12 protein-coding genes are annotated in these 10,949 nt (G+C 71.5%); 2 read left to right on the forward strand and 10 right to left on the reverse strand.

Translation table 11 applies throughout. From position 1 onward, the window contains the following. Window positions 1-32: 32 nt before the first annotated feature. The 4 genes from AB6807_RS15045 to AB6807_RS15060 are packed head-to-tail and all read right to left on the reverse strand — an operon-like array spanning window position 33 to window position 4,752. Window positions 33-1,712 carry an FxLYD domain-containing protein gene (locus AB6807_RS15045; RefSeq protein ID WP_371085206.1) on the reverse strand — a complete coding sequence of 560 codons (1,680 nt, stop codon included), beginning with the start codon at window positions 1,710-1,712 and terminating at the stop codon, window positions 33-35. A gap of 10 nt (window positions 1,713-1,722) precedes the next feature. Further along, window positions 1,723-2,328 carry a hypothetical protein gene (locus AB6807_RS15050; RefSeq protein ID WP_371085207.1) on the reverse strand — a complete coding sequence of 202 codons (606 nt, stop codon included), beginning with the start codon at window positions 2,326-2,328 and terminating at the stop codon, window positions 1,723-1,725. A gap of 13 nt (window positions 2,329-2,341) precedes the next feature. Continuing rightward, the gene (locus tag AB6807_RS15055) at window positions 2,342-4,150 is read right to left on the reverse strand and encodes a VanW family protein (RefSeq protein ID WP_371085208.1); all 1,809 of its coding nucleotides are present in this window, start codon (window positions 4,148-4,150) and stop codon (window positions 2,342-2,344) included. Beyond that, a complete protein-coding gene (locus AB6807_RS15060) occupies window positions 4,147-4,752 on the reverse strand; it encodes a hypothetical protein (RefSeq protein ID WP_116912488.1) in 606 nt (201 codons plus the stop codon). Before AB6807_RS15060 ends, AB6807_RS15055 begins: the two co-directional genes overlap by 4 nt. A gap of 285 nt (window positions 4,753-5,037) precedes the next feature. Between AB6807_RS15060 and AB6807_RS15065 the strand changes: the two genes are divergently transcribed. Next, window positions 5,038-6,084 carry a hypothetical protein gene (locus AB6807_RS15065; protein WP_371085209.1) on the forward strand — a complete coding sequence of 349 codons (1,047 nt, stop codon included), beginning with the start codon at window positions 5,038-5,040 and terminating at the stop codon, window positions 6,082-6,084. 1 nt (window position 6,085) lies between these two features. Here AB6807_RS15065 and AB6807_RS15070 read toward each other — a convergent pair whose 3' ends face one another. Together AB6807_RS15070 and AB6807_RS15075 are read right to left on the reverse strand one after the other, a co-directional pair. Then, window positions 6,086-6,676 carry an isochorismatase family protein gene (locus tag AB6807_RS15070; RefSeq protein ID WP_371085210.1) on the reverse strand — a complete coding sequence of 197 codons (591 nt, stop codon included), beginning with the start codon at window positions 6,674-6,676 and terminating at the stop codon, window positions 6,086-6,088. 163 nt (window positions 6,677-6,839) lie between these two features. Then, window positions 6,840-7,220, reverse strand: a complete 381-nt coding sequence (locus tag AB6807_RS15075; protein ID WP_371085211.1) for a helicase SNF2 — start codon at window positions 7,218-7,220, stop codon at window positions 6,840-6,842. A 286-nt stretch (window positions 7,221-7,506) separates the two neighbouring features. On the opposite strand from AB6807_RS15075, the gene AB6807_RS15080 reads away from it, so the two are divergent. Then, window positions 7,507-7,962 carry a DUF6314 family protein gene (locus AB6807_RS15080; protein WP_371085212.1) on the forward strand — a complete coding sequence of 152 codons (456 nt, stop codon included), beginning with the start codon at window positions 7,507-7,509 and terminating at the stop codon, window positions 7,960-7,962. 9 nt (window positions 7,963-7,971) lie between these two features. Here AB6807_RS15080 and AB6807_RS15085 read toward each other — a convergent pair whose 3' ends face one another. From AB6807_RS15085 to AB6807_RS15100, 4 genes are all read right to left on the reverse strand, one after another. Further along, window positions 7,972-8,619 carry a biotin transporter BioY gene (locus AB6807_RS15085; RefSeq protein WP_371085214.1) on the reverse strand — a complete coding sequence of 216 codons (648 nt, stop codon included), beginning with the start codon at window positions 8,617-8,619 and terminating at the stop codon, window positions 7,972-7,974. Window positions 8,620-8,662: 43 nt separating this feature from the next. Then, window positions 8,663-9,256: an energy-coupling factor transporter transmembrane protein EcfT gene (locus AB6807_RS15090; protein ID WP_116912492.1), complete on the reverse strand. Its 594-nt coding sequence runs from the start codon at window positions 9,254-9,256 to the stop codon at window positions 8,663-8,665. Next, entirely contained in the window at window positions 9,249-9,995 is a 747-nt protein-coding gene (locus AB6807_RS15095) for an energy-coupling factor ABC transporter ATP-binding protein (RefSeq protein ID WP_116912493.1), read from the reverse strand. The genes AB6807_RS15090 and AB6807_RS15095 overlap by 8 nt, the downstream gene beginning before the upstream one ends. 91 nt (window positions 9,996-10,086) lie before the next feature. Next, entirely contained in the window at window positions 10,087-10,923 is an 837-nt protein-coding gene (locus AB6807_RS15100; protein ID WP_371085215.1) for an isocitrate lyase/phosphoenolpyruvate mutase family protein, read from the reverse strand. Window positions 10,924-10,949: the final 26 nt, after the last annotated feature.

Below are 10,949 nucleotides of genomic sequence, written 5' to 3' on the forward strand. Positions count from 1 at the left end.
GCGCGAACCGCCCGACGGCGTCGCCCGAGGGGCTATTCGGTTTGGTATAGCGTGCTCACGCTCGCGAAGTCGCGCCCGTTCTGCTCCACGTTCACCTGGAACGGCACGCTTTCCCCGGGCGCGATGGCCGGCAGGTTGTCCACCAGCTTGAAGCCGGTGAGCTGCCCGTTGCGGTCGCGCAGGCTCACCCACAGGCGCACCTTGCCGACGATGCTGCTGCCCGGGTTCTTCACGCTGCCCGTGACCTCCACGCTCTTGTAGGTGAAGCGCTGGCTGAAGTTGAGCAGCACGCTGCCGGTCTCGGCCTTCGTGCCCGTCACCTTCACCTCCATGGGCTTGCGCGGGCCCGGCAGCGCGGCACGGCGCATGGGCTTCCATTCGATGCGCGTCTGCGTGATGCGCTCCATGTCCTCCGGCTCCAGGAAGATCGGAAAGCGTTCGCCCGGATACAGGTACGCCAGCCCCGCGATGTTGGTGGTGCCGTGGAACTTGTTGCCGCTGTAGCGCGAGATCACGCCGCCCGGCGCGAGCACCACCGCGTCGGTGCTGCGGTTGACCAGCTCGCCCAGGAACAGCCGCTGCTGGATGTTGTTGCGCCCGTCCACCAGCGGCAGCAGCTCAAGCTGCCTGTCGTCGAAGCGCTCGCTGTCTTCGGCCAGCAGGTCGTCGGTGCCCAGGCGCAGGTCGGGGTTGAAGTTTTCCGGGCCGCCGGCCGTGCGAATCACGCGGTCGGCGCTGCGCACCGGCGTGCGCGCGCCGCTGCTTTCGAGCGTGCTGTAGCCGATGCGGTAATCCCACGCCGCAATGGCGGCGGCGCGGCCGAAGCGCGCGATGCTCACGTCCACCGAGGTGCGCGCGCCGGGCGCCAGTTCGTTGGCCTGCCCGTAGCCGTGGCCGAAGCCGATCACCTGGCCCGCGTCGTCGTACAGCGTGACCAGCACCTCGATGCCGCCGATGGCGGTGGCGTCCTTGCGGTCGTTGGCCACGCGGCCCACCAGCCGCACGCGCTCGCCCTGCTGCACGAGCCGCGCCCGCGCGAAGGCCAGGCGCGGCCCCTGCACGCTGCTGTAGGGCTCGCTGAGCTTCTGCACGCGCAGCTCCTGGCGCGTGACGTTCTTGCCGCTGGGCATGTCGATGAGCGCGGGCGCGCTCTCGCCGGGCTCCAGCACGGCGATGGGCAGCGTCTCGCTGCGCTCGTCGAGGCGGCTGTCGCCGTCGTAGTACACCGCGCGGATGCTGGCGCGCGACAGCGGCTTGCCGGTCTCGTTGCGCGCCACCACCAGCAGCTTGGGCTGTGCCGAGCTGCCGCTGCCCACCAGCACCTGGCGCGGCTCGCCGAGCTTCACGCCGTCGGTGGGAATGGTGCGGTCCACCAGCGCCGCGACCGTGGGCCGCTGCGCATCGGACGTGCCGCGCGACTTGAAGAACAGCAGCCCCACCACCTGGAACACCAGCACCGCGCCCAGCACGATGGCCACGCCGATGCCGGCCTTGCGCAGCATCAGCTTCTGCCGCAGCGCCTCTTCCGCCGCGAGCCGCCGGCCGGCCTCGTTCTTCACCTGGTCGAGCACGCGCTCGAGCCGGTCGGACACCTTGTCTTCCACCAGCGTGACCGAGCCGCAGTGCTCGCAGGTGTATTCGTTCAGGCCCGTGCGCTTGAGCACGCTGCTGCCGCATTCGCCGCACTTGAGCGTCTGGAGGTCGATGGTCATGCGTTGGTTCTTACCAGCCGAAGGTGTCGGCAATGTCCTCGGCCGCGCTCGCGCCGCCGAGCAGCGGCGCAAGGCGTTCGATCAGGCGGGCGCGGTGCACGGGGTCGACCTCGCAGTCGTCCTCGTTTGTGAAGATCTCGTCGCCCGCCTCGTCCCACACCTGGCCGATGGTGCCCAGGCACGCGGCCATCTGAAAGATGTCGTCAAACAGCGGCCCGTTGTCTTCCCAGGCGCCCGCGCCGTGCATCGCGAACTGGATCGCGCCCGTGCGCAGGTCGAAGATGAACGGGTCGGCGCCCTGGTCGGCCACCACCAGCCAGTGCTCGGGCCAGTCGGCCAGCCGCTCGCCGGTGATGCCCTGCCAGCGGTAGCCCGCCTGCAGCTGCCACAGGCGCGAGAGCGGCGGAATGCTGAAGGGGTTGCCGGCGGTGGGCACCGTGAGGCCGGCATGGCCGACGCGCTCGTTGATCCATTCGCCCAGCGGCCCCACCTGCTCGTAGAAAGTGGCGATGGCCGGCGGCAGCGCGATGTCGCCGCGCCAGTGGTCCGCGGCCGTCTGCGTTGCCAGCGCGCCGTGGGGAGCGAGGGCCGCGCGGGCCTGTTCGATCGATGCCAAGTTTTTTCTCCGTTCAGGGGTTGCAGGCAGCCTGCAGTGCGGTGTGCAAGGCGGCCACGTCGCCGGGCGCGACTTCGCGCACGCCGAGGCCCGACAGGCCACAGGCAGTGGACGCCACCACCGGCACGCCGGCCGCCACGGCGCGCAGCAAGGCGCGCGGCGCGTGTTCGATGTGCGCCGGAAGCACGACGACGCTGGCACCCGCCAGTGCATCGCCGCGCCAGTTCATGTGTTCGACGTGCGCAATGCCTTGCCACAGGCGTGCGTCGTCCGACGGCGAGCCCCACACGCGCAGCCGGCACGGCATGCCCTGCAGCGCGGCGGCGAGCTCGCGTGCGCCCTTGCGCGCCAACGCGCTGGCGGCGAACACGACGAGCGGCAAGCGCTCGTGCTCACGCTCGATCGCGGTTGCCTTCATTTCAGGCAGCACCCAATCGAGCGGCTGCAGCGTGGCCTGCGGCACCAGCACGCCCAGATGCCGCGCGACCTCGGCGTGCGGCGTCACCACGACGGCCGCGCGCGCCAGCGCAAGCGCCTCGGCGCGCACAAGCAGCGGGTCGGCGCGAAAGTCGCGCAGCGTGGCGTCTTCAGGCCACTGCCGGGCCGCGGCGTCGAGCCGTGCTTCCACCTCGGCCATCGGCAACGCACCGGCCAGCACCGTGACGCGGCGGCCATCGAGCGCGCCGATGCGCTGCAGGTGCGGCAACAGCGCCTGCTCGACGACCAGGTGCGTGTGCGCGGGCTCCAGGCGCGCCGCGAAGGCGAGCGCAAGCCAGCGCTGGCCGTCGATCAGGCTGGCCTGCCGCCGCCCCGCCTGCCGCGCCCACAACCGCTGCCACAGCGCGCGGCGCACGCTCACGGCGGCCGGCGATTGCGGCGGCGGCGTGCCTTCGGCGACCGGTTCGCGGTGCCAGCCCGTCGCAGGCCGCCGCCAGAACGCGAGCCGCAAGGGCAGCGGCTGCATGCGTTGCGCGTCGGGGTGATGCGCATGAAGGTAGCGCGCGAACTCGGGCGTCCAGCCATCGACCAGCACGGCGGTGCGCCCGCGCGGCCCGACATCGACGGGCGGGCGATGGCGAAAGCAGGTGGTCTGGTCGCAGCTCAGGCAGCCGCGCGCGAGCGGCAGCACCGGGGTGTCGCCAACTTCGCCAGCTTCGTTCGCGCGCCGCAGCACCAGCGCGGGCTTCGACACCAGCGGCGAACGCGCGCGAATGCGCAGCACCAGTTCGCTGTCGGTCAGCTCCACCTCGAGCCGCCACGCGTGCCGGGCCCGCAGCTTCAGGTCGACGTAGTTCCAGAACACGGTGGCGTCGATGGCATCGCCGCCGGCGCTCCCAGCCTGCTCGATGCGCGCGCTGTGCCCATGGCGCTCGACCAGCTCGAAACCCGCGCGCGCGGCGACGGTGGCCAAGGCGTTCGACAACTGGCACAGGCCGCCTGCCAGCGTCGGCACCACGCAACCGCCGCGCAGCTCGCGGCCCACGACGAAGCCGCGCCATGCGCCGGGCCGGCCCAGCTGGCGCCAGAAGCTCAGCACCTCGCCGGCAGGCACCTCGATGGCGTCGAACGCGCGGCGCGCCACGCGCAGGTTCTGCACCTTGCCCGCCACCAGGGGAAATTCGTCCGCTCGACCGTCGGCCCACAAGGGCGTGCGGCAGTGCGCGAGCACAGGCGCGTCGGCCAGCGCGTGGCCGACCTGCCAGCGTCGCGCCGACGGCCGCAGCGTTTCGCGCAGTGCGTGGACCGTGGCGAGCAGCCGCGAGCGCAGCCAGAAGTCGATCGCGTCGATGCGGCGCGGCGGCTGCCAGGCCTGCACGCTCACGCGGCGGGGCCTCGCTTGCGCCATTGGCCGAGGTCGGCCTCGATGCGCTCTTCGATGTTGCCGCTCCAGTGCGCGCCGAAGCCGGCGGCGCGCAGCAGTTCGACGATGCGGTGGCCCACCACCACGGTGTTGGCCTCGCGCTGCTCGATCTCGGGGATCATGCCGCCGCTGAAGGCCAGGTGCAGGCGGCCGGTGCGCACCGCGGTGTCCAGGTCTTGCGAGTGATAGAAGCAGCAGCCGCGAATGCCCGAGTCTTGCCGGCCCGCAGCGCGCCAGTGCTCGCGCACGTCGTCGTGGCCGTCGGCCAGCGTGTTGCCCGCGCGGTGCAGCGCAATGATCTTCTCGCCGCGCAGCTGCGCGAACACCGCTTCGAGGCGGTCGTATTCGGTCAGCGCGGGCCAGGTGGCCTCGTCGGCATGCTTGGCGGCGCAGGCGCGCGCGGCCTCTTCCTTGACCCAGGCACGGTCTTCGGCGGTGAGCTCGTCCGGATCGAGGTACTCGTCGGTGATCATCCATTCGATGTCGGCATCGGGATGAAAGCCGCTCCACACCAGGTCGTGGATGCGTCCGCGCGTGTCTTCAGGGGCGAGAGTGAGGGCCATGCGTGTTGGGTTGCCGCGGTGGCGGCGACGAATCATGCTTTCTTGTTTGCGGGCGGGAGCGCCTTCGTATTTTCGCCCACTGCACCAGGATGGCGCAGTAATGCAAAAGCATGATGGCCGTGCAGCCACCCCCTCCGGTCCGCGCCATCATGAAGGATGCGCGGTGGCAAGGCAATGCGCCGTTTGGCGCAGGCCCTCGGGCTCACGCAAAGCTGGGCGAGCCTGCCCGGCACGGCGCACCGGCGTGGTGCCGCGAAGGCCAGTGGCTATGCTCGGCGGCTCTTTATGCAGCAACGCCACCCCTCCATCGACCTGATCGCCCACTTGCAGGGCGCATCGCCGGGCTACGGCTTCGCTTCGTCCGACGGCCGCTACCAGGCGGCGCTGGTCGGCGCCGACACCGTGATCGTCGACCTGCACACGCAGCGCATGCACCGCGCCCCCGGCGTGTACCCGCGTGAATTCGACGACGCACCCCCGCCCGGCACGCCGGCCCCCGCGTTGCGCGTGGAAGGCGAGGAAACCGCCACCGCCTGCATGCCCGCGTGGACCGATGTGCAGTGGATCGGGCTGGCCCACGCTGATGCGGACACCGACGCCGACATCGCACCGCCCGGCTTCTGGCAGCCCTGGCCCGACCCGCGCGCGGTCGGCCTGCCGCCATTGCAGGAGCAACTGCCCATCGAGTGGCGTTCCGACGCGCCGCAGGCCACGGAGCGCACGGCGAAGCCGGCTTCCGACTGGGTGGCGTGGCTGGTCGCGCTCGCGGTGCTGCTGTACTTCGCGGCCTTCGGCTTCCAGGCGATGACCTGGGCGCTGCGTGGCGGCTGGAACTGGCTGTGGCTGCTGGTCGGGCCACCGCTGTTCGGCGTCTTCGCGGTGTCGGCCGTGCGGATGGTCGTGGAGCGGGTGCGCGAGCGCAGGCGCATTTGCGTGGCGCTGGACAACATGGCGCTGGAACGCGGCGAGGGCTTTCGCGTGGGCGAGCCGCTCGCGCTGCGCCTGCGCGCGACGGTGGCCGTCCCGGCGAAGGACGATGAACGCACGGTGCCGCCCGAGCGCATCACGGTGCGCCTGATGCGCCGATCCGTTCGCGGCGAGGCCGACGGCGGCTGGACGCTGGTGGACGAATGCCGCGACGAGGCCATCGCCCTTCGCGAAGACGAGCGCGACGGCAGGTTGCGCTACGCCTGCGAGCTGCGCGCGCCCCTAGAGGCTGCCGACGCTCCTTCGGCAACGACCGCGCAATGGTGGCTAGCGCTGCACGACGCCACCGCTGCCCCCGCCGCGCCCTTCATGGTCGCGGCGCTGCGGCTGCTGCCCGCGCGCTGACTCAGCGCTGCGCGGCCGAGGCGATGGCCGCGAGCAGCGTGTCGGTGCTGCGCACGCGGCCCATGCGCGGGAACAGCTCCCTGTTCGCGAAGTCGTGCGGCTCGGCCGCCAGCGAACTCATCGCGTCCTCGGCGAACACCAGTTCGTAGCCCCGGTCGAAGGCGGCGCGCGCGGTCGACTCCACGCCGAAGTTGGTCGCGATGCCGCTCATCACCAAGGTCTTGATGCCGCGGCGGCGCAGTTGCTGGTCGAGGTCGGTGCCGTAGAAGGCGCCCCACTGGCGCTTGGTGACCAGCACATCGGCCGGCTGCACCTGCAACTCGGGCACCAGCTCGGAGAACTCGGGCGGCGGCACCGGCGAGCCGGCCGGGCGGCTGATGGAGGCGTCGGCCGGCAGGCTCAGCAGCGCGGCCACGTCCACCCGCACCCACACCACGGTACCGCCGGCGGCGCGCAGCGCGTCGGCGATGCGCTTGCTTCGCTGCACCACGTCGGCGGCAGTGTGCGGGCCGAGCTGGCGGCCGACATTGCTGCGCTGCAGGTCGATGGAAATGAGGGCGGTCTGGTGGGGGTTCAGGTCGAGGGATTGCATCCTGGCCATCGTAGCCAGGCGGTCTGAGCCCTTCATGAGCGATACGGCCCGCGCAGAAAAAAGCCGGGCCCTGCACACGCAGGGCCCGGCTTTTTCCAGGTCCGGGTCGGTGCCCGCAGAAGCGGGCAGGCCGACAAGAAGGCCGATGCTTACGGCGCCATGTTTACAGCGGCAGAGCGTCGCCATGGGCGGCAGCGCGGGCTGCGGCACGCACCGCGGCGCGGTCCACCGAGCTGGCCACCAGCGGTGCGACGCCGGAGTTGGCGCCTTCGGCGTACGGGTCGGCGCTGTGGGCGGCGGCAACGGCTTCAGAGCGGACGATGGCGCGGTCGGCCGTCGACACGATCACCGGGGCCGGGCCCGAGTTGGCGCCGGTGGCGTAGGGGTTGGCGCTGTGCGCTGCAACCACGGCCTGGCTGGCGACGTCGGCGCGGCTGGCGGCCGAGGTCAGCTGGTGCACGCCTTCGTAGGTTTCGGCGTGGGCTGCACCGGCAGCGGCCAGCAGGGCGATGGAGATGGCGGAGAGGAGCTTCGAGGCGGTCATTTGGATTTCCTTCAATTCGTTTGTTCTTGCTTGGATGATTTCGAACCGGTCTTGGGTGGGTCACCGTCCCTCCGGGGGGCGGCCACCTCGCTCGGGGCCCTGTTCACCCAGATCGGCTTGGGGGCCGGTCTGTGAATGAATTGTGCGCCTGGATCTAAGTAAAAACCCTTATGAACCAGAACCGCGGTGTTCACACTCTGGAAACAATCACGCAGCCCGAAGGCGGCCTGCGGCCTTGTCGTAGAGTCGTCGGATGCGCGCGCCGGCCCCCTCCTTTTTGCCCCCTTTGCCTTCTTTCGCCTCGTGGGGCACCCCCGAAACCGTGTTCGATCGCCTGCCCGGCGCCTGGGCGCTGGAGCGAACCATCGAGGGCCAGGCCACGATGTCCGGCACCGCCGTGTTCACCCCGCTGGAGGCCGGCCTGCTGAAGTACCGGGAAGAAGGCCGCATCCGCCTTGCCGACGGCAAGGAGTTCGACGGGCACCGCGACTACGTGTTCGAGCGCGCCCCGGGTGGCTTCGTGGTGCACTTCGCGGAAACGCCGCGGCGGCTGTTCCATGCCATCGCGGTCTTGCCCGAGGGCGACGCGCTCGCCGGCTCGGCCACGCACCTGTGCACGCCCGACACCTACGACAGCGCCTACTGCTTCCTGCCGGACGGCAGCTTCACCATCCGCCACACGGTGCACGGCCCGCGCAAGGACTACCTGTCGGCCACCGTCTTCAGGCGCCGCGCCGGGTAGCTCGGGCGCTCAGTCGCGGTCCAGCCGCCAGCCCGGCATGCCGCGCGCCACCGTCTGCACGAGCATCGCGCAGATGCCGCACTTGATCAGGTCGCCCGGAATGAACACCAGCATGGCCAGCGTGGCCTGCGCCAGCGACATGTGGGCCACCCACGACAGCCCGACGATGCCGATGGCGTAGACCACCCCGATGCCGCCCAGCACCGACGACACGAAGGCCGCGGCCAGCAGCGGCAGGCCTCCAACACCGGAAGCACCGGAAGCGCTCGAAGCCCCCGCTGCACTTGCGGCACCCGTGCCACGGCGCACCGCCACGCGCATCAGCAGCCGCATCGCCAAGCCGCAAGCGAAGGCCCCGAACAGCCAGCCGAACAAGAAGCCCGAGGTCGGCCCCACGAACACCGCCAGGCCGCCGCGCCCTCCCGACAGCAGCGGCAGCCCCAGCGCCACCGCCAGCAGGAACAGCCCGATGGCCAGGAAGCCGCGGCGCGGCCCCAGCAGGCAGCCCGCCAGCATCACGCCCAGCGACTGCAGCGTGATCGGCACGCCGAACGGCAGGTCGATCTTCGGAATCAGGCCGAACACCGCCATCAGCGCCGCGAACAGCGCGATGTACGACAGGGAGCGGGACGAAGTGAGGGAGCCGGTGGTGGTCATGGCAATGCAATCGCGATCGGTGGATCGGTGAAGAAATGAAAGGTCAGCGGCCCAGCCGCGCCGCCAGCGCGTCGGCCACGCGCTCGGCCGTCTGCAGCGTGCGGATGGTCAGCGGCGCCAGCAGCCGCAGGCCGCCGCCGTGGCCGGTGCGCGCGCGGTAGGCGTCGTCCAGGCGCTGCCACTGCACGTAGAAATTTTCGGCGAAGCGCAGCATGAGCCCCAGGCCCAGCGCGATGCGCTCGGTCGGCACGCCCAGGCGCCGCAGCGGGTGCAGCACCGCCTCCAGCACCGCCAGCAGGTCCTCGAAGCGGGTGGTGAGCGTGAGCATCAGCGCGAGCGTGGCGGCGCTGGCCAGGCGCAGCGCGCTCACCACGCCGAACGACGTGGTGCCCATGGCCCAGTGGAAGCCGACGATCATCGCGCCCGCGATGGCCACGCCCAGCAGCATGCGCGCGCGGCGCCACGCAGGCGGCCCGAGCGACGCGAAGATCGCAAGCACCACCGCGCAGGCCACGGCCAGCACCACGGGCCGCTCCACCAGCACCAGCAGCGTGCCGCACACCGACAGCACCGCGAGCTTGACCCACGCGGCCATTGCGTGCATCCACGTCGGCTGGTCCGAATAGAGGCTACGCATGGCGGGCCCGCTCCAGCGCGGCGCGCTCGCGCACGTTCGCGGCATAGGCCTCGCACACCTCGCGGCCCGGGCCGTCGGCGCGCACCTTGCCCTGTTCGAGCCACAGCACGCGCTCGAAATCGACCACGTGGTCCAGCAGGTGCGTGGACAGCACGATCTGGTGGTCGGTGGCCTCGAGTTGCGCCGCGAGCCGCGCCTGGCTCAGCAGGTCGAGGCTGGCGAAGGGCTCGTCCAGCAGCAGCGTGGCGGGCTCGCTGATCTGCAAGGCCAGCAGGCACACCTGCTGGCGCTGCCCCTGGCTCAGTTCGCCCACGGCGCGCCCGGCCCAGGCTTCGAGCCCCCGCCGCGCAAGAAACTCGCGCGCCTGCTGCCGCGCGGCTTGGCGGGTTTCGCCGCGCGCCGTGAGGCTGAAGGCCAGTTCCTCGGCCACGGTGGGAAAGATGATTTGGTCGTCGGGGTTCTGGAACATCAGGCCGACGTGCTTCGACAGCTGCTTGCGGTCGGTCTGCGTGTCGAAGCCGTGCACCGTGACCCGGCCCTGCTGCGGCTGCTCCAGCCCGCTGATCAGCCGAAACAGGCTGCTCTTGCCCGCGCCGTTGTCGCCGACCAGGCCGATGCGCGCCTCGTGCAGGCTCAGCGTGAGCCCCTCGAACACGTGCTGGCTGCCGCGCACCAGCGTCACCGCGTCGAGGCGGATGCTGTGCGGGGAACGGGTTTCGGGCGGGGTGGGCTGCTGCAAGGGGCGCCCACTGTACCCGAACCCGCACTGCGGACCGGCCCCAAACCCGCCCTGCGGGTCGGCATCTGAACCCGCCCTGCGGACGGGGTGCTCAGCGCGCGGCGGGAAACAGCCCGTTGATCTCCCCGACCGACAGCATGCCCTCGCCCATCGCGGCGAAGCGCCCCTGCGCGAAGGCCTCCGTGGCGATGCGCTGCACCAGCCCCAGCGCCGACTGCAGCGGCCCGCAGCCCAGGCTGATGCGCCGGGCCCCGGCGCGCGCCAGGTCGCCGGCCGGCGGCGCGCCGGCATAGCCCGCGTACACGTTCACCGGCAGGCGCACCGCGCTCGCGAGCCCGGCGATCTCGTCCAGCCCGGCCATGCCGGGCACGAAGATGCCGCTCGCGCCCGCCGCCTCGCACAGCCGCGCGCGGCGCTTCGCCTCTTCGAAGCGGGCCGCGGGATCGTCCCAGGGCACGAAGTAGGCGTCGGTGCGCGCGTTGATGAAGAAGCGCGCGTCCAGCTCGCGGATGGCGGCGATGCGCTCGCACAGCACATCGGCCGGTGCCAGCTCACGGGTGCCGGGCCGCGTGCCGTCCTCGATGTTGATGCCGGCCACACCCATGTCGATCAGCGCGCCCGCCACGTCGACCACCGCCTGCGTGCTCTCGCCGAAGCCGCTCTCGATGTCGACGCTCACCGGCACGGCGCTCGCGCGGCAGATGCGCGCGCAGGCCGCGAGCAGCTCGCTCGCCGGCATGCGCTCGCCGTCCGCGTAGCCCAGCGACCAGGCCATGCCCGCGCTGGTGGTGCCGATGGCCGTCGCCCCGGCGCGCTCGACGACGCGGGCACTGACGGCGTCCCACGCGTTCACGAGCACGAGCGGCTCGGAGCGCGTGTGCAGTTGATGGAAGACGTCTGTCTGGCATTGCGCGTCGCTGGGCCGCATGGTCGTTCGTTCCGAAGGAGTGGGAA

It is taken from the genome of Variovorax sp. RCC_210, from assembly GCF_041355175.1.
GTDB lineage: Bacteria > Pseudomonadota > Gammaproteobacteria > Burkholderiales > Burkholderiaceae_C > Variovorax.

Excerpts from the sequence above, each read along its gene's own strand:
- AB6807_RS15060 (WP_116912488.1), bottom strand. The coding sequence starts at position 4,752 with ATGGCCCTCACTCTCGCCCCTGAAGACACGCGCGGACGCATCCACGAC.
- AB6807_RS15100 (WP_371085215.1), bottom strand. The coding sequence starts at position 10,923 with ATGCGGCCCAGCGACGCGCAATGCCAGACAGACGTCTTCCATCAACTG.
- AB6807_RS15090 (WP_116912492.1), bottom strand. The coding sequence starts at position 9,256 with ATGCGTAGCCTCTATTCGGACCAGCCGACGTGGATGCACGCAATGGCC.
- AB6807_RS15070 (WP_371085210.1), bottom strand. The coding sequence starts at position 6,676 with ATGCAATCCCTCGACCTGAACCCCCACCAGACCGCCCTCATTTCCATC.
- AB6807_RS15065 (WP_371085209.1), top strand. The coding sequence starts at position 5,038 with ATGCAGCAACGCCACCCCTCCATCGACCTGATCGCCCACTTGCAGGGC.
- AB6807_RS15045 (WP_371085206.1), bottom strand. The coding sequence starts at position 1,712 with ATGACCATCGACCTCCAGACGCTCAAGTGCGGCGAATGCGGCAGCAGC.
- AB6807_RS15085 (WP_371085214.1), bottom strand. The coding sequence starts at position 8,619 with ATGACCACCACCGGCTCCCTCACTTCGTCCCGCTCCCTGTCGTACATC.
- AB6807_RS15075 (WP_371085211.1), bottom strand. The coding sequence starts at position 7,220 with ATGACCGCCTCGAAGCTCCTCTCCGCCATCTCCATCGCCCTGCTGGCC.